This is a genomic window from Pantoea sp. nfd-35, from assembly GCF_056892255.1.
In genome coordinates this window covers 982229-1002821 of record NZ_CP122403.1, presented here as the reverse complement: position 1 = coordinate 1002821, position 20593 = coordinate 982229, and the positions used below count along the sequence as shown (strand labels likewise).

The following is a 20593-nucleotide window of genomic DNA, read 5'->3' as shown; positions in this document are numbered from 1 at the left end:
GGCTGCTATATTAACGATTAAATACGCCTTCGACATATCAAATAACCAAAATGACTAAATGGTTTTTCAGATAAAATTAATCGTTAAAAGTGGTAAGAATATTGAGAGTTAACACACTCAGGTAATCACGGCGCGCACTGGACTTTACGACGGGTGATCGCAGCAAATTGCTGGGTTAACAACAGGAAAACGGCCAGGAGCAACGACAGGTGCCAGGCATTATAACCGCGTTACCGCAAGCAATGGCGGAGCAGATTCTGCAAAAGCTGGGGTTTAGCGCGCCTCCCGCTCCTGATGAGGTCGGACTGAGTGAGATATATCGCGCCTGGTGCCAGTCGGTACCCTTTGATAATCTTCGCCGCCGTCTGATGACTGACCACGACAGCGCCCTCCCCTTGCCCGGCAGCACGGCAACCGACTTTTTCACTCACTGGTTAACCTATGGCACAGGCGGCACCTGCTGGGCGGGCCATGGCGCGCTGCATGCCCTGCTGATACACGTGGGATTTAACGTGCAGTTTGGCCTTTCCACCATGCTGTCCTCACGTCCGACGCCCGCAGGTTCCCCCGGTCATGGCATGCTGTTTGTTAACATGGATGCAGGCACGCGGGTGGTTGACAGCACGCTGCTCCATGGCCATCCGCTCCCGCTGGAAGCCAGGCTGAATCCCCATCCCGTCTGGGGCACACGCGTTTATGAGCGAGACGGCAGTTGGTACATACACTGGAAACCGCTGGGTCGGGCAGGAATCGACTGCAAAATTCTGACTACCGGCCTCCCCGTTGACGCGTTTCAGTCACGTCATCAACAGAGCCGACATAGCAGTCGCTTTGACGGTGCCTTGCTGATTCGCCGCGCCAGCGCCGGGAGCATCACCGGAATCGTGAAGGGAGAACGGGTTATCAGGGACCCTGACGGAAAAGAAACCTTTACGCCGCTGTCACGTTCAGAGCAGCAACGGCTGCTGATTGAGGATTACGGCATAGCGGAAGCTATCGTGGCGCGGCTTCCGGCTGACGATCCGGGTCATGGCTGAGCGCATTTTGGGAAAGGCGCGCGAATCCTTTTACTATTCTGGCTTAATCGTCGTTTAACGGCGCTTAGCAGATGCGAAAAACTGCCCTTTCAGGTAGAATTCAGCCGTTTTTAATGCCTGAGAGCGATTATGTCTACCACGTTATTTAAAGAGTTCCAGTTCGAAGCCGCACACTATTTACCCAATGTGCCGGCAGGACACAAATGCGGCCGTCTGCACGGTCACTCATTCCTTGTTCGTCTGGAAATTACCGGTGAAGTGGATGCGCATACCGGCTGGGTCATGGATTTTGCTGAGCTGAAAGCGGCGTTTAAACCCCTCTATGACAGGCTCGATCACTACTATCTTAATGAGATCCCCGGACTGGAGAATCCCACCAGCGAAGTCCTGGCAAAATGGATTTGGGATCACATGAAGCCTCGCCTGCCGCTGCTGAGCGCGGTGATGATCAAAGAAACCTGTACTGCAGGCTGCACCTATCGCGGTTAATCTGCTCTGTACGGCAGCGCAGGGCCGGTCACCCGCTTACTGACCTGTTGATCGGCCTGCTGCCGCCTCTCCTGCACGACATCAGCTGAACTCACCTCCTCTGTCTGACGTCATCCTTCTGTCATCTTTCCCCACCAGGCTGTTCTCTCCTTCATTAAAGATCAAGAGAATCAAAAATGAACCTGGTAAAACCGCTTTTTGCTTGTCTCTTTTTTATCACCGCCTCTGCCGCCGTTCAGGCGGAAAACATCCTCAGCTTTCCACAACCCGATTCACTGCCCGACGAATTCTATGCCGTGACGGAAATTCCCGCAGGCGGAATCATCAAATATGAAACCGATGCGAAAACCGGTTTTATCGTTGCCGATCGTTTTCAGTCGATGCCGGTCGCTTATCCGGCAAACTACGGTTCGCTGACGCAATCGCTGGGCGGCGATAACGATCCGCTGGATGTGATCTTCTACACCCGCGCCCCACTTGCGCCCGGGACATTAATTAAACTGCGCCCGATTGGCGTACTGAAAATGATCGACGGTGGCGAAGTGGATGACAAAATCGTGGCGGTTCCGGCCAGCAAAGTCGATCCGACCTATGATGCGATTCAGACGGTCGCCGATCTGCCAAAGCTGGAACAGCAGCGGCTGGAAGCGTTCTTTCGCGTCTATAAAGCGCTGCCGGAAGGGCGTAAAAACGTGGAGCTGAAGGGATTCGAAGACGCCAGCGCGGCCAAAGCGGAGATCAAGCAGGCTTTTGAAGCCTGGAAAGCGAAGCAATAACGGTCAGGCGGCGAGAGGCCGCCTGAGTCTTATCAGGCGATGTTCAGATATTTATGTGTCTGCATCGACAGGCGCCAGTTGCGCGCAATACAGGTCTCAATACAAAGTTTTGTCGCCTCATCTTTGCGGCTAATTGGCTGCAGCGCAATGATTCGAGCTTTGCTGTCCTGAATGCCAGCCAGCAGGTCGTCTAACGCCTCCACATCACGTTGCCGGGCAACCGGATGTTTGATTTCATCCGCACGGCTCAGGGCCTGAGCCAGCACGTCGTATCCGCCGCGCATATTTACCTTCGGTGAAACGGTAACCCAGGTTTGTTCGGAACAGTAGATTTCATGGGTTCCGCTGGTTTCAATCTGGCATTGAAATCCTGCCGCCTCCAGCGATGCGGTCAGCGGGCGTAAATCGTAAATGGCCGGTTCGCCGCCAGTGATCACCACATGCCGGGCCGTCCAGCCCTGTTGCGCAATGCTGCTGAGCAGCGTCGCCGTATCGGCGTTGCCCCAGGCATCGCTTTCCACCGTTTTGACCAGAATATCGCCTAATGATGTTTCCCGATCCGCCTGTTTTTCCCAGGTGTGTTTGGTGTCACACCAGCTGCATCCTACCGGACATCCCTGTAAGCGGATGAAAATAGCCGGCACGCCGGTGTAATAACCTTCGCCTTGCAGCGTCTGGAACATTTCGTTAATCGGGTACTGCATAATGGTCTCTGTGGTTTTAGCAAAACGCGATTATCGCAGAACTCCGGGTTAAGATCATGTCAGGTGATGCGGCGTGGCTGACTCTGTCTAAGGCAAGCCGGATTTTTGCGTTTATCCAGAGGCGAATTTCACTGATTATTGTGAGCTGTTTAGCACTATTTGGCCCGTTGCTGGCTCTTTGTCCTGCAAATTGATCGTCATCATTCCTCCGCTTACATCCCACTTTTAGCATCGCCTTTTGTCGCCAAAGATGTAAGGAAATAAACGATGACTGACTCTTCTCAATCCGAACCGCTCAAGGTCGGACCGGGCGCTTACCTGTCCTTGCTGTTTGCCATGGTGTTTTTCTCCGGTCTGCCTGGCGGAAAAGAGTGGTATGGCGTGTTTGACTTCACCACATTAAACGGGGCATTCGGAAAAGTGGTATCCGGTGTCAGTCTTCAAACCGACACCCTGGATGTCGCGCAAAGCGCCTTTCGGGGAAAAGGCGGTTATGGGGCAATGGATGGGTTCCTGTTCGCATTTGGCTTGATCCCTGCTGTTATGTTTGCGTTAGGCATGATCAACGTGCTTGAGCACTACGGCGCACTTCGTGCAGCCCGTAAGCTACTTACCCCGCTACTGCGGCCTCTGATGGGGATTCCAGGCTCAACCGGGCTGGCCATGATTGGGAGTTTGCAAAGCACGGATGTTGGCGCATCATTAACCCGCGTACTGGCTGATGAAGGGCAGATCACGGAAAGGCATGGCGCGGTATCGGCTGAATTTTAGCGGCGTTGCTGCGCATTCGGGCAACGATCCCGATAAAGGCCGTTCAGCCATCAACGCACTGGCGTACAGCGTCATTGCCGTTGCGAACCTGGCCGATCCCGCACAGGGCACAACGGTAAACACCGGCGTGATCTCAGGCGGGGACGCGGCAAATATTGTGCCAGACCACGCAGAGATGATCGTAGACGTGCGCTTTCAGCTTAACGCTGAGTTTGAGCGGGTCAACATGGCGATGAAAGCCCTTGCGCATTCTGAGACGGAGCCCGGCGTAACGACGCAGGTTACCCAGCAGGCTTACACGCCTGCCATGACGCCAGATGCTAAAACAGAAGCGCTAATGCAGATCGTCGAGCAAGCCGGGCAAACAGAAGACATTGAGATTAGCTGGCAGGCTGTAGGCGGGGGCTCAGATGCCAACCATACCGCCGCAGTGGGCACGCCCTCACTGGATGGGTTTGGCCCCATCGGCGCAAATTTTCATAGCCCGTCTGAATATATGGAACTGAATAGCATTGAACCGCGCATTCGTTTACTGAAACGCATCATTCAGTCGCTGTAATGCTGTGGCTGCACAGGCTGCGGTCAGCGCCGCGACCTGTGCCGTCTATACCTCGGACTAGATCTTCAGGTCCACCCAGACTGCCGCATGATCCGAGGCGGCATTCACCTCTTTTTTCAGTTCGGGATAGGTTTCCCATTTTACCGGGCGCACGCCTGGCCACATCCCTTTGCGCCACACGCCGCCCTTTTCCACTTTTTTCCACAGCGCGGGGGACAGTAAAATGTAGTCAATTTTATTACTGGCGCTGCAGCCGCCCCAGGTTCCTGGATAGCCGCCGTTATCAAATTTTTCATGGGTGAAGATATCTTTCAGATCGGTTTCTTTCAGCAGAGGTGCCAGCGCCTCGCTGTCCGGCGTATCGTTAAAGTCTCCGGTGATAGCAATCAGCGTTTGTCCCTCTTTAATTCGTTGCTGATAAATTGCCTTCACCCGTTCGGCCTGCAGTTTACGGCGGGCGTCGGAAAGCGTTTTGGCACCGTAGCCTTTGCTTTTAAAATGGTTAACCAGCACGTGCAGGGTTTGTCCATCGGGTAGCGGAATCGCAAATTCGGGACAGTCGCGCGAGAAAATCAGGTCGCCCTGCTTATCCTTATCATCAACGTGGCTGCGAATGGTGTCGATTGCGCAGCCTGCTCCTGTCATCAGGCCAACATCAATGCCCCGCTCATCGTTGCCGTCAATCACCATGACGTGGTCAAAAGGCGTTCCCTGGCGCGCAGGCAGCATGGCGTTATTAAATTCCAGTAAAGCGGGCCGGCTTTCTGCCTCAACAACGGTCAAAATATCTGCCTTGAGGTCAATCATGACCTGCGCTGTTAATCCCATAGCTATTTCATCTACCGGCGCACGCCGCAGTTCCAGCGAACCGACCCAGTCGGCGCGTCCTGCGGCAATAATCTTTATTCCGCTGTTGTCTGTGGGGCGGGTCAACAGCTTGCCCCGGTTACGCCGGAGGATAACAAAGGGCCCGGTATCTGACTTTTGCAGCCCCAGCGCCTCCATCAATTCCACCATTTGCTTCTTAGTCGCATCGCTGTATTCCACCTGCCCCAGCAGTGCATTCAGTTGGGCGAATTTTTCCAGCGTCGGTTTGCCCTCACGCCATTCGTTTTGGTTCATTGCTCTGGCGCGATCGAACAGGTTTTCCACGTTATAAGAAGCCAGTCTCATGCGTTTCCCCCTTCTGCCTGTCAGAAATGTGAACCTGAAGCGCGTGCTTCAGGCCAGCGGTAAGGTGCGGGGTCAGCCCGGCGCACCTTGCTCGTTATTCAGTGTCGGTGGGTTTTATTAAGAACGGATGTAAACAGCATAGACGTCGCGCAAAAAGATGGAGGAAGCCGAATAAGGTCCGGGCATAAAAAAACCCGCCACGTGGGCGGGTTATGATCAGAAGTCAGACGGCAGTAAACTTACTGACCTTTAACTTCTTTCAGACCGTTGAAGGGGGCTTTTGAACCCAGCGCTTCTTCGATACGGATCAGCTGGTTGTACTTAGCAACACGGTCAGAACGGCTCATTGAACCGGTTTTGATCTGGCCCGCAGCTGTACCGACCGCCAGGTCAGCGATGGTCGCATCTTCAGTTTCGCCTGAGCGGTGAGAGATCACAGCGGTATAGCCTGCATCTTTCGCCATTTTAATTGCAGCCAGGGTTTCGGTCAGTGAACCGATCTGGTTGAATTTGATCAGGATAGAGTTAGCGATGCCTTTCTCGATACCTTCTTTCAGGATTTTGGTGTTGGTTACGAACAGGTCGTCGCCCACCAGCTGGATTTTGTCGCCCAGCACTTTGGTCTGGTAGGCGAAGCCATCCCAGTCAGACTCGTCCAGGCCATCTTCGATAGAAACGATCGGATACTGTTTAGTCAGATCTTCCAGGAAGTGGGTGAACTCTTCTGAGGTAAACGCTTTACCGCCTTCACCGGCCAGAACGTATTTGCCATCTTTGTAGAATTCAGAAGCCGCACAGTCCATGGCCAGGGTGATGTCTTTACCCAGCTCGTAACCGGCTGCTTTTACCGCTTCAGCGATAACGGCCAGCGCTTCGGCGTTAGAACCCAGGTTTGGCGCATAGCCACCTTCGTCACCCACCGCCGTGCTCATGCCTTTGCTTTTCAGCACTTTTGCCAGGTTGTGGAACACTTCAGAACCCATACGGATCGCTTCTTTAACGTTTGAAGCGCCAACCGGCTGAATCATGAATTCCTGAATGTCGACGTTGTTGTCTGCATGTTCGCCGCCGTTGATGATGTTCATCATTGGCAGTGGCATAGAGTATTTGCCCGGGGTGCCGTTCAGCTCAGCGATGTGCTCATACAGCGCCTGACCTTTAGAGGCTGCTGCGGCTTTCGCTGATGCAAGGGAAACAGCCAGAATGGCGTTAGCACCGAAGTTAGATTTGTTCTCAGTACCGTCCAGGTCGATCATGATTTTATCGATGTTCGCCTGATCTTTCGCGTCTTTGCCTTTTACCGCTTCAGCAATCGGGCCGTTAACCGCAGCAACGGCTTTGGTTACGCCTTTGCCCAGGAAACGGGATTTGTCACCGTCACGCAGTTCCAGTGCTTCACGAGAACCGGTAGATGCACCTGACGGTGCCGCAGCCAGACCAACGAAACCACCTTCCAGGTGAACTTCTGCTTCAACAGTTGGGTTGCCACGTGAGTCGATAATTTCGCGACCGATGACTTTTACGATTTTGGCCATTACGATTTTCCTCAGTACAAGTTAGTCAATCCTAAGACAAACAACGCGCGAAAAGTTCGCGCGTTGTTCGTTAAACTTATTTCGCTAAACGCTTCTGATGCTCATGTGCTGCTTTCACAAAACCCGCAAACAACGGATGACCATCGCGAGGCGTCGATGTGAACTCAGGGTGGAACTGGCAAGCAATAAACCATGGATGATTCGGGATCTCAATGATCTCAACCAACTGATCGTCACCTGAACGACCTGCCACGCGTAAACCCGCTGCCTCAATTTGCTTCAGCAGCATGTTGTTCACTTCATAGCGGTGACGATGGCGCTCAACAATGGTGTCAGAACCGTACAGCTGGCGAACCTTACTTTCCGGATTCAGCTGGCACTGCTGGCTGCCCAGGCGCATGGTGCCACCCAGATCGCTCTGTTCAGTACGCACTTCCACGTTGCCTTCTTCGTCACGCCATTCGGTGATCAGTGCCACCACCGGATACTTACAGTCTGGCACAAATTCAGTGGAGTTAGCGCCTTCCATTCCGGCGACGTTACGGGCGAACTCCATCAGTGCGACCTGCATGCCGAGGCAGATGCCGAGATAAGGCACGTTGTTTTCACGCGCGTATTTCGCCGTCATCAGCTTGCCTTCTACGCCACGGTAGCCAAAGCCGCCAGGGATCAGAATGGCATCCAAATCTTTCAGCAATTCGACACCACGGGTTTCAACGTCCTGTGAGTCGATCAGCTTGATGTTTACGGTCACACGATTTTTCAGACCGCCGTGCTTCAGCGCTTCAATAACGGATTTATAGGCATCCGGCAGCTCGACATATTTGCCCACCATGCCAATGGTGACTTCGCCGCCCGGATTGGCTTCTTCATAAATCACCTGCTCCCACTCGGCCAGATTGGCTTCCGGGGCGTTCAGGTTGAAACGCTTACAGATGTAGTCGTCCAGGCCCTGTGATTTCAACATGCCAGGAATTTTATAAATTGAGTCGACGTCTTTCAGCGAGATAACGGCTTTTTCCGGCACGTTACAGAACAGGGCAATTTTGCCACGCTCATTGGCTGGCACCGCACGATCGGACCGGCAAATGAGCACGTCAGGCTGAATACCGATGGAGAGCAGCTCTTTGACCGAGTGCTGCGTCGGCTTGGTTTTCACCTCGCCTGCGGCGGCCATGTAAGGCACCAGCGTCAGGTGCATATACATCGTATGCTCGCGGCCCACATCCACCGCCATCTGACGAATCGCTTCCAGGAACGGCAGGGATTCGATATCACCGACCGTACCGCCGATTTCGACCAGCACCACATCGTGGCCTTCACCGCCTTCAAGAATGCGCTCTTTGATCGCATTCGTGATATGAGGGATGACCTGAATAGTGGCGCCAAGGTAGTCACCGCGACGCTCTTTGCGCAGGACTTCTGAGTAGATACGGCCCGTGGTGAAGTTGTTGCGGCGCGACATTTTAGTGCGGATGAAGCGCTCGTAGTGACCCAAATCCAGATCGGTTTCGGCACCATCATCGGTGACAAACACTTCACCATGCTGAGTAGGGCTCATGGTACCCGGATCGACGTTGATGTACGGATCCAGTTTCATGATGGTCACATTCAGACCACGCGCTTCGAGAATGGCTGCGAGGGAGGCTGCGGCAATGCCTTTACCCAGAGAGGATACGACCCCGCCGGTCACAAAAATATAATTCGTTGTCATGCTGAACCTGAGAGTTTAGGTTTAAAGACGGTGGAATAACCAGGACGGGAAAACAGTATACTGGAAACCACTATCAGCCACAATTGATGAATCACATCCCTCTCCCAAAGCATTGCTGCGGGTAACATAGCGGATAGCGGTAAACAAAATTTTGACCTGCGTCACAAATCTGACGTCAGGCTGAATCGAGTAAGCTCGAGCGCACACTTTATGCGCGGCGCAGGAATAATCAGCTTTTTTCCGTTGCCTTCACCTGCTGCCAGGCGGCCTCCATCTGTTCCAGCGTCGCCCCCGGCATTGTCAGGCCCTGCGCGCTGATAATAGCTTCTACCGCGCGGAAACGTCGCTCAAACTTGTCGTTGGCTTTCTGCAGCGCCGTTTCGGCCTTGCTGCCCAAATGACGAGAGAGGTTAACGGTCGCAAACAGGAGATCGCCAATCTCTTCTTCCAGTTTTTGGGGATCGATAACGCTTTGCTGCGCTTCATGCATGACTTCGTCAATCTCTTCATGCACCTTATCGACCACCGGCCCCAGTGTGCTCCAGTCGAAGCCCACGTTGTGGCATCGTTTCTGAATTTTATGGGCGCGCATCAGGGCTGGCAGGGCTTTGGGAATATCGTCCAGCGCGGAGTGCTGCGCTTTTTCTGCCCGTTCGGCGCTTTTAATCGCTTCCCAGTTTTTTAACACGTCTGCGCTGTTCTCTGCCGTGCCGTCCGCAAAAATGTGTGGATGGCGGCGTTCCAGCTTGTCACTTATTGCATGGCAGATATCATCAAAATTAAAACGCCCCTGCTCCTGGGCCATCTGGGCATAAAACACCACCTGAAACAGCAAATCGCCCAGCTCCCCCCGCAGATCGTCGAAGTCCTCGCGCTGGATGGCGTCCAGCACTTCATAGGTTTCTTCCAGCGTGTAAGGCGCGATAGTGGCAAAGGTCTGCTCGCGATCCCACGGGCAACCCTGCTGCGGATCGCGCAGGGTTTTCATAATGCCCAGCAGGCGATCAATTGACGTCATAGGGAAATCCTTCAGGTGTTCAGTTGGCATAACAGCGGTGATAAAAGCAGCCAGGCGCACGTCGGTCAAGACATGCGCCTGATAACGGACGATTAGTGCAGGCGGCGGGCATCGATAATGTCAGGCACCTGATTCAGGCGAGACAGCACGCGCCCCAGGACCTGATGGTTATAAATCTCAATGTCCATATCAATGGTGGCGAGCTGTTTTTTGGTATCGCTGCGGCTTGAAACGCCCAGGACGTTAACCTTCTCATTCGCGAGGATGGTGGTGATATCGCGTAACAGCCCGCTACGATCGTTGGCCGTCACCCTTACGACCAGCGAATAGCCGCTGGAGTAGCTTTCGCCCCATACGGCATCAACAATGCGCTCGGGCGCGGTAGAAATCAGCTCAGACAGCTGGTCGCAATCGGCGCGGTGAATCGAAATGCCCCGTCCGTGCGTGATAAAACCCACGATGTCGTCACCCGGAATCGGCTGACAGCAGCGTGCAATATGGTGCATCAGGTTGCCCACGCCTTCCACGACCACACGGCCGCTCTCTTTGCGTGACGTTGGCGCATGCGATTTTTGTGTGAGCTGGCGCAGAGCTTCACGATCCTGCTCTTCCGCCGTCGGCTTATTGAGCTTCGCCTGCAGGAAATTCACCATCTGATGAAGGCGAATGTCCCCCCCGCCGATGGCAGCCAGCAACTCGTCCAGCGAGGTAACGTTATAGCGCGGCAGCAGCAGTTTCTCGGCTTCACGCAGGCTGATATCCATCTGATTCAGCTCGTTATCCAGAATCTGACGACCGGCAAGAATGTTTTTATCGCGATCCTGCTTGCGGAACCAGTTATGAATCTTGGCGCGGCCTCGGCTGGTGGTGATGAACCCCAGGTTAGGGTTCAGCCAGTCACGACTCGGATTCGGCTGTTTTTGGGTGATGACTTCCACCTGATCGCCCATCTGCAGCTGATAGGTGAAGGGCACAATGCGGCCACCAATCTTGGCACCGATGCAGCGGTGACCGATATCGCTGTGAATGTGGTAAGCGAAATCCAGCGGGGTAGAACCTGCCGGCAAATCGACCACGTCCCCTTTTGGCGTAAAGACATAGACGCGGTCGTCAAATACCTGGCTGCGCACCTCTTCCAGCAGCTCGCCGGAATCCGCCATCTCTTCCTGCCATGAGATCAGCTTACGTAGCCAGGCAATGCGCTCTTCGTGACCTGCCGCGCCGCGCGCATGGCTGGACGACGGCCCTTCTTTGTATTTCCAGTGCGCGGCGACGCCCAGCTCGGCGTCCTCATGCATCTGGCGGGTACGGATCTGGATCTCGACGGTTTTGCCCTCGGGCCCCAGAACCACGGTATGAATGGACTGATAGCCGTTAGGTTTGGGGTTGGCGACATAGTCGTCGAACTCGTTGGGCAGGTGGCGATACAGCGTGTGCACCGTGCCCAGCGCGCCGTAGCAGTCCTGCAGTCGCTCGGCAACAATACGCACCGCGCGAACATCAAATAGCTCATCAAACGCCAGCGACTTCTTCTGCATCTTGCGCCAGATGCTGTAGATATGTTTAGGACGGCCGTACACTTCGGCCCGCACGCCCTCTTTTGCCATCTCTTTGCGCAGATTATCGACAAAGTTATCGATGTACTGCTCACGGTCGATGCGGCGCTCGTGCAGCAGCTTAGCAATGCGCTTGTACTCGTCGGGATGCAGGTAGCGGAAGCAGTAATCTTCCAGCTCCCACTTAAGCTGACCGATGCCCAGGCGGTTCGCCAGCGGGGCATAAATATTGGTGCTCTCTTTCGCCGCCAGTACGCGTTCATCTTCCGGCGCGTCTTTAACTTCGCGCAGGTTCATGATGCGCTCAGCCAACTTCAGCACCACGCAGCGGAAATCTTCCACCATGGCGAGCAGCATACGGCGGACATTATCCACCTGCTCAGAAGCCATTGAATCGTTATGAATGGCTTTCAGCTGACGAATGGCGTCCATATCGCGGACCCCGTGCACCAGCGAAACGATGCCCGGACCGACGGTTTTTTCCAGCTCTTCTTCGCTGACCACTTCGTCATTCGCGAGCGGGAAAATCAATGCGGCGCACAGGCTTTCGATATCCATGCTGAGCATCGAGAGAATTTCCACCATCTCGATGCCGCGCCACAGCAGCAGCGACTGGTGAGGATGCCCCTGAGTCTGCGCTTCACAATAGCGCCAGGTTTCAGCAAGGCGATCACAGGAATGCGGGTTAGCAACGCCAAGACTGGCGATCCACTGGTCAAGGGCAAACTCCCCTTCCGTATTTAAATGCGCACTTCTGACCGCAACCATATCCTCTCCTGCACAGCGCCCCTGCCGGACACTTATATTTTTTTTCTGAACAGCACCATGGATTCGAGATGACGGGTATGAGGAAACATATCCAGCATCGCGACCCTTTCCAATTGGTAACCCGCTGACAGCAATGTTTCACTGTCACGTGCGAGTGTCACAGGATTACACGAAACATAGACCACGCATTCTGGCGATAATTTGACGACATGTGCCATGACACCTGCCGCCCCAGCGCGAGCCGGATCGAGTAATACCTTGTTAAATCCCTGCATAGCCCAGGGCTGGCGCGAAACATCTTCTTCCAGATTATGCTGGAAGAATTTGACGTTTTTTAGCGCATTCACGTCAGCATTATACTCTGCCTGCTGCACTAATGCTGCAACGCCCTCCACACCCACGGCACTTTGTACCGATTTTCCTACAGGAAGCGTAAAGTTTCCCATGCCGCAAAACAGATCCAGCACCCGATCTTCAGGTTGCAAATCCAGCCACGCAATGGCCTTCGCCACCATCTGCTGATTCACCGTATCGTTGACCTGAATAAAATCCTTTGGACTGAAGATTAGCTCAAGCTGGTGAGAATGATAAAACGGCTGCCGATCGCCAGATGCGCGCAGCGTCTCGCTTCCATCATCCAGAAACAGCATCAGTTGGTGCTGATGCGAAAAACGTTCCAGTTTTGCAATATCATCGGTACTTAATGCATCGAGATGGCGCAATAACAGCACCGGGCCGTTGTCAGCCAGCACCAGCTCAACATGACCTAAGCGTTTGACAGCATTAAGCATAGTGAGACAATTGCGCAGCGGAATAATCAGCGCTTCAAGCTGGGGCACCATGATGGGGCACTGCTGGATATCGACGAGATCGTTGGTGGCCGCCTGGCGAAACCCCATCAGCAACTGCTGTGTTTTGTTCTGCCACTGCAGGCCAAGCCTGACGCGGCGACGGTAGCCCCAGGCAGGTCCGGCAATGATCTCATCAACCGCCACCGGCTGGTTCGCTGCCTGGGTCAACATCCGTGCCAGCGCACGTGATTTACTTTGCTGTTGTAACGCCTCGTCGACATGCTGCTGCTGACAACCGCCACAGCGGCTAAAATGGGGACAGCGCGGCGCAACCCGTGAAGGACTGTGGTTAAGCAGGCGCACGGCTTTCGCTCTGGCATACTGGCGTTTATCCTCCAGCAGGGTGACCTCGGCCTGCTCTCCGGGCAGCGCGCCCGAGACAAACAGGGTTTTGCCCTTGTAGCGGGCAACGCCCTGACCAAACGGGTCGAGGTCTTCAATGGTGACGGTGATCCGTTGTTGGGTCGTCACGCGCTGTTTTGCGGAGTAAAATTGCGCCATAGTGTGGTTCTTTCTCTTTAAGATTCGATGTGCACAAGGTTCAGCATATGCACAGGGACGTTCATGCCGGACAGCAGGCGACTATTATGACCAAATACAGCCTGCGGGCGCGAATGATGATTTTAATTTTGGCCCCAACGTTGATGGTTGGGTTACTGCTCAGCTCATTTTTTGTCGTGCATCGTTATAATGAGCTGCAGCGCCAGGTCATCGATGCCGGGGCCAATATCATCGAACCGCTGGCGGTTTCTACCGAATACAGCATGACATGGCACAATCGTGACGCGCTGCGTGAACTGGTCAGTTTACTGCATCGCCGCCATTCCGGGATCGTGCGCGCCATCTCCGTTTTCGACGATAATAATCAGCTTTATGTCACCTCTAATAATCACCAAAACCTGAGTCTGGAAAGCAAGCAGGCTATTCGCGCGCTGCCTGAGGATGTGTCCGTTGAAGGCAGTGGCAACCTGCTGATCTTACGCAAGCCGATTATCTCTGAACGTTACGCCGTGGATGAGCTGCCGGGTCAGGATGCCAAACCCGCAGGTAACCCGTTGGGCTATGTGGCGATAGAACTGGATCTGCAATCCGTGCGCTTACAGCAATATCGGGAAGTTTTTATTGCTACCCTGATGCTGCTGTTCTGCCTGTGTATTGCCATGCTGTTTGCCTACCGCCTGATGCGGGACGTCACCGGCCCTATTCGTAATATGGTCAGCACCGTTGACCGAATTCGCCGTGGACAACTGGACAGCCGGGTTGAAGGCCATATGCTGGGTGAATTGAGTATCCTGAAAAACGGTATCAACGCGATGGCGATGTCGCTCACCGCCTATCACGAAGAGATGCAGCACAATATCGATCAGGCCACATGGGACCTGCGGGAAACGCTGGAGCAGTTGGAGATTCAGAACGTCGAGCTGGATCTGGCCAAAAAGCGCGCGCAGGAAGCCGCCCGTATCAAATCCGAATTTCTGGCAAATATGTCGCATGAGTTGCGTACGCCGCTTAATGGCGTGCTGGGCTTTACCCGTCAGATGTTGAAAACGCCGCTGCGCACCACGCAGCGCGACTACATGCTGACCATTGAGCGCTCGGCCAACAATCTCCTGTCCATCATTAATGACGTGCTTGATTTTTCCAGACTGGAAGCCGGCAAGCTGATGCTGGAGTCCATTCCCTTTCCGTTGCGCGCCACCCTGGATGAAACCCTGGTTTTGCTGGCCCCATCCGCCCATGAGAAGGGGCTGGAGTTGACCGTGGTCTGCGATAACAGCGTGCCGGACAACGTGATTGGCGATGCGCTCCGCCTGCAGCAGATCCTGATCAACCTGATGGGCAACGCGATTAAATTTACCGAAAAAGGGACCATCAATTTACGGGTAGAACAGCACACGATTACGGCGACGCATGTTGAACTGGAGATTCAGGTTCGCGACACAGGGATTGGCATTTCTGAAGAGCAGCAGGCCCAGCTGTTTCAGGCCTTTCGCCAGGCGGATGCCAGTATTTCCCGCCGCCACGGAGGATCGGGGCTGGGCCTGGTCATTACCCAAAAACTGGTAAGGGAAATGAACGGGGAGATCACCTTCGTCAGCCGTCAGAACCACGGTTCCACCTTTTGGGTGCGCGTTAAACTGGACCTCAATCCCAATGCACCGAGTATGCCTCGAGTGCTGGATGCACTGTCGAACACGCGCATGGCCTATGTGGAGGCGAACCCCGACGTCGCCAGCGCGGTGGTAGAGATTTTAGGTGCCACGCCGTTGCAGGTTGAGCACAGTTTAACCCTGGAGGGCCTGAGCCAGTCGCGCTATCCCATTGTGTTAATGGCCATGCCGGTCAACGCCAGCCAGCCGCAGGTGCTTGAGGACAGGCTGATCCATACGCTTTTGGAGTGCGCCGACCAGGTCATTATGGCGCTGCCGAGTCCGATGATGTTACTGGCCGATGAGCTGAAAGTGCGTGGCATTGATGGCTGCATCGCAAAACCCGTCTCGCAGACGCGCCTGTTGCCGATGCTGCTGGAGCTGCATGCCCGTCACAGCAGCGAACTATCGGCCTCACCGCGTCTGCCGCTGACCGTGATGGCCGTGGACGACAATCCCGCTAACCTCAAGCTGATTGGGGCGCTGCTGGAAGAGCAGGTTCAACACATCGTACTGTGCAATAATGCGGAGCAGGCCATCCGTGTGGCCCACAGGCAAGTGCTGGACGTGATCTTAATGGATATACAAATGCCCGATATTGATGGCATTCGGGCCAGCGAGATCATCCGCACGCTGCCCAACCACGCAACCACCCCGATAGTCGCCGTTACCGCCCACGCTATTGACGGTGAACGCGAACATCTTATCCGGGCCGGCATGAACGACTACCTGGCCAAGCCTATTGATGAAAACAAGCTCGCTCAGGTCCTGGCCCGCTATATGCCCAGCCCGAGCACCACGGCGCCCGAGATCCCCCCAATCTTACCCACGCTGGACTGGAAGCTGGCATTACGCCAGGCAGCGAATAAGCCGGATCTGGCGCGGGATTTACTCCGAATGCTGTTGGCATTCCTGCCGGAAGTGCACAGTAAAATGGCGCAGTTTATCGCCGACAACGACGCGACCTCCCTGCGTGAGATCATTCATAAACTTCACGGCAGCGCCAGCTACAGCGGCGTTCCGCGGATGAAACAACTGTGCCGTAAGCTTGAGAAAGAGCTTCATCAGGCAAGCGATATCGAAGCGCTGGAGCCGGAACTGCTGGAGCTTCAGGATGAAATGGAGAACGTCGCCAGACAGGCACGGCGCATCCTCTCCATGCCTTAGCCGGGCATACTGCGGAAGAACGAACGGCCCTGTCAGGTGAAGGGCCGTGAATACGCTTAGTGAAACCCGGCGATTTTCATTGTGGCAGCCACATTGCGCGCGGTGAGACGGACATTGTTTTCTGCCCCTTTTAGCGCCTCATCCAGTGAGCAAATACGGTAAAGCACGCTAAATACGGCATCCAGGCCATGCTGATGCACCACACCGACATCGTCAGTCAGGCTACCGGCAATGCCTATCACGGGAATATTAAAACGCTTAGCGACCTTTGCCACACCAATCGGCACCTTGCCCTTGATGCTCTGGCTGTCGATTCGCCCCTCGCCGGTAATGACCAGATCGGCATCTTTTACCTGCTCCTCCAGGCCCAGCGCTTCCGTCACAATCTCAATCCCACGGCGTAATTCCGCCTGACAAAACGCGTGCAGCGCAGCCCCCATGCCACCGGCAGCGCCGCCACCGCTGATCTGCAGCACATCAATACCCAAATCGCGCTGAATAAGCGCAGCGTAATGTGTCAGGGCTCGATCCAGTTGCTCAACCCGTTCCGGCGTCGCGCCTTTCTGGGGGCCAAACACCGCAGAGGCACCGTGATCGCCCGTCAGCGTATTGGTTACATCGCAGGCCACTTCAACGCGGCACTGCCGAATGCGCGGGTCCAGTCCGGTAACGTCAATGCTTGCCAGGTCAGGCAATGCGCCACCTCCCCGACCAATTTGCTCGCCCTGTTTATCCAGCAAGCGAGCGCCCAGCGCCTGCATCATGCCAGCACCACCGTCATTGGTGGCGCTGCCACCGATACCGATAATGATGTGTCGGACGCCTTTATCCAGCGCGTTTTTAATTAGCTCCCCAGTCCCAAACGAGGTGGTGATAAGGGGATCCCGCTGCGCTGCCGGTACCAGCTCCAGGCCGCTGGCCGCCGCCATCTCGATATAGGCGGTATCTTCATTACCCGACAGGCCGTAAAACGCCTCGACGGGTTCACCCAGCGGACCGGTGACCTTTAACCTGACCCGCTTTCCCTGGGTCGCAGCCACCATGGCTTCCACCGTGCCTTCACCACCATCAGCAACCGGTATTTTCACATAATGGGCATCGGGAAAAACCTCACGGAACCCCGCTTCGATTGCCGATGCCACTTCCAGAGCAGAAAGACTTTCTTTATATGAATCCGGTGCGATTACGATTTTCATAGGCAATCCAGGCGGTATTAATTAACGATCAGAGCGTGAAATCGGCCCGGCCTCCACAGAAGCCGGGCAAGGCATTAGCGAGAGATCTCAACCTTTGCTAATTTTTCATAATAGCAGGCCAGCGCGCTGTGGTCGGCACTCCCCTGTCCGTCATTACGCAACGCCTGCATCATTTCCATCACGGCCGCCGTCAGCGGCAGGTGCGCACCAAGGCTGTGCGAGGTATCCAGCGCGTTAGCCAGATCCTTGATATGTAAATCAATGCGGAAACCCGGCTTAAAGTTGCGGTCCATCACCATGGGCGCTTTGGCATCCAGCACGGTGCTGCCCGCCAGACCGCCACGAATCGCCTGATACACCAGTTCCGGACTGACGCCCGCTTTGGTCGCCAGCGACAAGGCTTCAGACATGGCGGCAATATTCAGCGCTACAATGACCTGATTTGCCAGCTTCGTCACGTTACCTGCGCCGATATCGCCGGTATGAACCACCGATCCCGCCATGGCTTTCATGATGTCGTAGCACTGGTCAAACACGGCTTTATCGCCGCCCACCATCACGGATAACGTCCCCTCAATCGCTTTGGGCTCGCCGCCGCTCACCGGCGCATCCAGCATGTGAATCTGCTTTGCTGCCAGCGCATCGTGGACTTCACGGCTCGCCAGCGGCGCAATGGAGCTCATATCGATCACAATCAGGCCCGGTTTCGCGCCATCGATAATGCCGTTTTCGCCCAGGCAAACCTCTTTCACCTGTGGGGAATTTGGCACCATGGTGATCACCACATCGCACTGTTGCGCCAGTTCTTTGGCATTCGCCGCTGTGGCCGCCCCCAGCTGCACCAGCTCGGCTTCGTTTTCTGCATTATGATCGCGTACCACCAGTGAATAACCGGCTTTCAGCAGGTTTTTACTCATTGGTTTGCCCATGATGCCCAAGCCAATAAAGCCAATTTTCATGTCGTTTCTCCTGGATGATTACTTTTTAAATTTGTCGCACAACGCCTGCGTGGCACTGCGGAAAACACCGAGATCGCTGCCAACGGCAACAAAGGTTGCGCCCCATTCGAGATAGCGACGGGCATCGGCTTCCACCGGTGCCAGAATGCCGCTGGGCTTGTTGGCGGCTTTTGCCCGCTCAAAGATGTGTTTGATGACTGTTAACACCTCCGGATGGGCCGGCTGTCCGAGATAGCCGAGAGCGGCAGAGAGATCGCCCGGCCCGATAAAAATGCCGTCCACGCCGTCAACGGCGGCGATGGCGTCAATGTTGTTGACAGCCTGCTGGGTTTCTATTTGGACCAGCACCGAAATGTTGTCGTTGATGGTGGCGTTATAATTCGGCACCGTGCCGTACATGTTGCTGCGATGGGAAACCGACACGCCGCGAATTCCGGCAGGCGGATAGCGCGTGGAGGCAACTGCACGTCTGGCTTCGTCTTCGTTCTCGACGAAGGGAACAAGGATGTTATTAAAACCAATATCCAGCAGGCGCTTAATGATGACCGGTTCATTACAGGGTGGACGCACCACCGGCGCGCTGCGGCTGCCCTTCAGCGCCATTAGCTGGGGAACAAACGTGGTGATATCGTTCGGTGCGTGCTCGCCATCCAGAACTAACCAGTCAAATCCGGCCAGCCCTAACACCTCGGTCGAAACAGGACTTGCCAGGGCGCACCAACTGCCGATCAGGGTTTCACCTGCCAGCAGGCGGCGACGGAATTCATTTGGCCAGGCTGTATTACTCATGATTTGACTCCTGTGGAACGGGCTTCCTGAAGGAAGCCCAAAAAAGTTAACGCACCAGGCACGGACGCTTGTTATCAAACGTCCACTGTGGGATCAGGAACTGCATGGCCTGAGCATCATCACGTGCGCCAAGGCCATGCTTTTGATACAGCGCGTTAGCCTGCATGACCTGGTCCATATCCAGTTCAATGCCCAGGCCCGGTGCCTGCGGCACTGCGACCATGCCGCCTTCAATCTGGAAAGGCGTTTTCGTCAGTCGTTGATTGCCTTCCTGCCAGATCCAGTGGGTATCAATAGCGGTGATCTTGCCCGGTGCGGCAGCGGCAACATGGGTGAACATCGCCAGTGAAATATCGAAATGGTTGTTGGAGTGCGAACCCCACGTCAGGCCAAACGCGTGGCACATTTGCGCCACGCGCACGGAACCCTGCATCGTCCAGAAGTGCGGATCGGCCAGTGGGATATCCACCGACTGTAATGACAACGTGTGGCCCATTTGACGCCAGTCAGTGGCGATCATATTCGTCGCCGTCGGCAGACCGGTAGCGCGCCGGAACTCGGCCATCACTTCACGCCCCGAATAGCCCTGCTCTGCGCCACAGGGATCTTCTGCATAGGCGAGGACGTTTTTAAGCTGCTTACCTAGCGTAATGGCTTCGTCAAGCGACCAGGCACCGTTGGGATCGATAGTGACGCGCGCCTGGGGGAAGCGCTTCGCGAGTGCAGTAATCGCTTCTGCCTCATCACTGCCGCTCAGCACGCCGCCTTTAAGTTTAAAATCGTTGAACCCGTATTTTTCATAGGCCGCTTCGGCCAGCCGCACCACGGCATCCGGCGTGAGCGCTTCCTGATGGCGCAGGCGATACCAGTCGCAGGTATCGTTGTCCTGATGCTGGTAGGCCAGCGAGGTCTTGTTGCGATCGCCAACGTAGAACAGATAACCCAGCATTTCGACTTTGTCGCGCTGCTGTCCGTCGCCCAATAGCGAGGCGACATTGACGCCCAGATGCTGCCCCAGCAGATCCAGCAGTGAGGCTTCGATGCCGGTGACCACGTGAATGGTGGTGCGAAGATCAAAGGTCTGATTACCTCGCCCAGCGGCATCGCGATCGGCAAAAGTGGCGCGAACCTGGCTCAGGATGTTTTTATATTCGCCAATCGTTTTGCCCACCACCAGCGCGGCAGCCTCTTCCAGGGTTTGACGAATCTTTTCGCCACCGGGGATTTCACCTACGCCAGTATGGCCTGCGTTGTCTTCAATGATAACGATATTGCGGGTGAAAAAAGGCGAATGTGCGCCGCTCAGGTTCAGTAACATGCTGTCATAGCCGGCAACCGGGATGACCTGCATGGCGGTAATTTTTGGTGTGGTATTCATCTG

16 protein-coding genes and 1 pseudogene are annotated in these 20593 nt (G+C 55.0%); 6 read left to right on the top strand and 11 right to left on the bottom strand.

What is annotated here, in order from left to right:
• Positions 1–209: 209 nt before the first annotated feature.
• From P9J57_RS04780 to P9J57_RS04770, 3 genes are all read left to right on the top strand, one after another.
• Entirely contained in the window at positions 210–1037 is an 828-nt protein-coding gene (locus P9J57_RS04780; RefSeq protein ID WP_483279403.1) for an arylamine N-acetyltransferase family protein, read from the top strand.
• 129 nt (positions 1038–1166) lie between these two features.
• Positions 1167–1526 (top strand): 6-carboxytetrahydropterin synthase QueD, encoded by a 360-nt coding sequence (queD, locus tag P9J57_RS04775; RefSeq protein ID WP_013026939.1) that lies wholly within the window; start codon positions 1167–1169, stop codon positions 1524–1526.
• A gap of 176 nt (positions 1527–1702) precedes the next feature.
• Entirely contained in the window at positions 1703–2302 is a 600-nt protein-coding gene (locus tag P9J57_RS04770; protein ID WP_013026940.1) for an inorganic diphosphatase, read from the top strand.
• A 32-nt stretch (positions 2303–2334) separates the two neighbouring features.
• Here the strand turns inward: P9J57_RS04770 and queE are convergent, their stop codons facing one another.
• Positions 2335–3006, bottom strand: coding sequence for a 7-carboxy-7-deazaguanine synthase QueE (queE, locus tag P9J57_RS04765; protein WP_072139004.1), 672 nt, complete (start codon positions 3004–3006; stop codon positions 2335–2337).
• 267 nt (positions 3007–3273) lie between these two features.
• Here queE and P9J57_RS04760 point away from each other — a divergent pair.
• Together P9J57_RS04760 and P9J57_RS04755 are read left to right on the top strand one after the other, a co-directional pair.
• Positions 3274–3774, top strand: a pseudogene (locus tag P9J57_RS04760) (nucleoside recognition domain-containing protein); the annotation flags it as partial.
• Positions 3728–4336, top strand: coding sequence for a M20/M25/M40 family metallo-hydrolase (locus tag P9J57_RS04755; protein ID WP_014594447.1), 609 nt, complete (start codon positions 3728–3730; stop codon positions 4334–4336). The pseudogene P9J57_RS04760 and the gene P9J57_RS04755, both read left to right, overlap by 47 nt.
• 57 nt (positions 4337–4393) lie before the next feature.
• Here the strand turns inward: P9J57_RS04755 and P9J57_RS04750 are convergent, their stop codons facing one another.
• The 6 genes from P9J57_RS04750 to rlmD form a co-directional block, all read right to left on the bottom strand.
• Positions 4394–5509 carry an endonuclease/exonuclease/phosphatase family protein gene (locus P9J57_RS04750; protein WP_019104730.1) on the bottom strand — a complete coding sequence of 372 codons (1116 nt, stop codon included), beginning with the start codon at positions 5507–5509 and terminating at the stop codon, positions 4394–4396.
• Positions 5510–5748: 239 nt separating this feature from the next.
• Complete coding sequence (eno, locus tag P9J57_RS04745; RefSeq protein ID WP_174261362.1) at positions 5749–7044, bottom strand: phosphopyruvate hydratase; 1296 nt, start codon at positions 7042–7044, stop codon at positions 5749–5751.
• A 76-nt stretch (positions 7045–7120) separates the two neighbouring features.
• Entirely contained in the window at positions 7121–8758 is a 1638-nt protein-coding gene (gene pyrG / locus P9J57_RS04740; protein ID WP_013026947.1) for a glutamine hydrolyzing CTP synthase, read from the bottom strand.
• Positions 8759–8987: 229 nt separating this feature from the next.
• Positions 8988–9776, bottom strand: coding sequence for a nucleoside triphosphate pyrophosphohydrolase (gene mazG / locus P9J57_RS04735; protein ID WP_028715728.1), 789 nt, complete (start codon positions 9774–9776; stop codon positions 8988–8990).
• A gap of 92 nt (positions 9777–9868) precedes the next feature.
• Positions 9869–12100, bottom strand: coding sequence for a GTP diphosphokinase (relA, locus tag P9J57_RS04730; protein WP_013026949.1), 2232 nt, complete (start codon positions 12098–12100; stop codon positions 9869–9871).
• A gap of 32 nt (positions 12101–12132) precedes the next feature.
• A complete protein-coding gene (rlmD, locus tag P9J57_RS04725; RefSeq protein ID WP_014594451.1) occupies positions 12133–13452 on the bottom strand; it encodes a 23S rRNA (uracil(1939)-C(5))-methyltransferase RlmD in 1320 nt (439 codons plus the stop codon).
• 86 nt (positions 13453–13538) lie between these two features.
• On the opposite strand from rlmD, the gene barA reads away from it, so the two are divergent.
• Complete coding sequence (gene barA, locus P9J57_RS04720) at positions 13539–16268, top strand: two-component sensor histidine kinase BarA (protein WP_145033486.1); 2730 nt, start codon at positions 13539–13541, stop codon at positions 16266–16268.
• A 56-nt stretch (positions 16269–16324) separates the two neighbouring features.
• Here the strand turns inward: barA and P9J57_RS04715 are convergent, their stop codons facing one another.
• From P9J57_RS04715 to gudD, 4 genes are all read right to left on the bottom strand, one after another.
• A complete protein-coding gene (locus P9J57_RS04715) occupies positions 16325–17464 on the bottom strand; it encodes a glycerate kinase (protein ID WP_014605158.1) in 1140 nt (379 codons plus the stop codon).
• A gap of 74 nt (positions 17465–17538) precedes the next feature.
• Positions 17539–18423, bottom strand: coding sequence for a 2-hydroxy-3-oxopropionate reductase (gene garR, locus P9J57_RS04710; protein ID WP_145033480.1), 885 nt, complete (start codon positions 18421–18423; stop codon positions 17539–17541).
• An 18-nt stretch (positions 18424–18441) separates the two neighbouring features.
• Entirely contained in the window at positions 18442–19212 is a 771-nt protein-coding gene (gene garL, locus P9J57_RS04705; RefSeq protein ID WP_116585007.1) for a 2-dehydro-3-deoxyglucarate aldolase, read from the bottom strand.
• Positions 19213–19258: 46 nt separating this feature from the next.
• Positions 19259–20590: a glucarate dehydratase gene (gene gudD, locus P9J57_RS04700; RefSeq protein WP_024471447.1), complete on the bottom strand. Its 1332-nt coding sequence runs from the start codon at positions 20588–20590 to the stop codon at positions 19259–19261.
• Positions 20591–20593 lie beyond the last annotated feature (3 nt).

Bases quoted from the DNA above. Each gene is read 5' to 3' on its own strand.
- P9J57_RS04755 (WP_014594447.1), top strand. From the start codon at position 3,728: ATGAAGGGCAGATCACGGAAAGGCATGGCGCGGTATCGGCTGAATTTT.
- rlmD (WP_014594451.1), bottom strand. From the start codon at position 13,452: ATGGCGCAATTTTACTCCGCAAAACAGCGCGTGACGACCCAACAACGG.
- pyrG (WP_013026947.1), bottom strand. From the start codon at position 8,758: ATGACAACGAATTATATTTTTGTGACCGGCGGGGTCGTATCCTCTCTG.
- eno (WP_174261362.1), bottom strand. From the start codon at position 7,044: ATGGCCAAAATCGTAAAAGTCATCGGTCGCGAAATTATCGACTCACGT.
- garR (WP_145033480.1), bottom strand. From the start codon at position 18,423: ATGAAAATTGGCTTTATTGGCTTGGGCATCATGGGCAAACCAATGAGT.
- barA (WP_145033486.1), top strand. From the start codon at position 13,539: ATGACCAAATACAGCCTGCGGGCGCGAATGATGATTTTAATTTTGGCC.
- mazG (WP_028715728.1), bottom strand. From the start codon at position 9,776: ATGACGTCAATTGATCGCCTGCTGGGCATTATGAAAACCCTGCGCGAT.
- relA (WP_013026949.1), bottom strand. From the start codon at position 12,100: ATGGTTGCGGTCAGAAGTGCGCATTTAAATACGGAAGGGGAGTTTGCC.
- queD (WP_013026939.1), top strand. From the start codon at position 1,167: ATGTCTACCACGTTATTTAAAGAGTTCCAGTTCGAAGCCGCACACTAT.
- gudD (WP_024471447.1), bottom strand. From the start codon at position 20,590: ATGAATACCACACCAAAAATTACCGCCATGCAGGTCATCCCGGTTGCC.
- P9J57_RS04770 (WP_013026940.1), top strand. From the start codon at position 1,703: ATGAACCTGGTAAAACCGCTTTTTGCTTGTCTCTTTTTTATCACCGCC.
- queE (WP_072139004.1), bottom strand. From the start codon at position 3,006: ATGCAGTACCCGATTAACGAAATGTTCCAGACGCTGCAAGGCGAAGGT.
- garL (WP_116585007.1), bottom strand. From the start codon at position 19,212: ATGAGTAATACAGCCTGGCCAAATGAATTCCGTCGCCGCCTGCTGGCA.
- P9J57_RS04715 (WP_014605158.1), bottom strand. From the start codon at position 17,464: ATGAAAATCGTAATCGCACCGGATTCATATAAAGAAAGTCTTTCTGCT.
- P9J57_RS04750 (WP_019104730.1), bottom strand. From the start codon at position 5,509: ATGAGACTGGCTTCTTATAACGTGGAAAACCTGTTCGATCGCGCCAGA.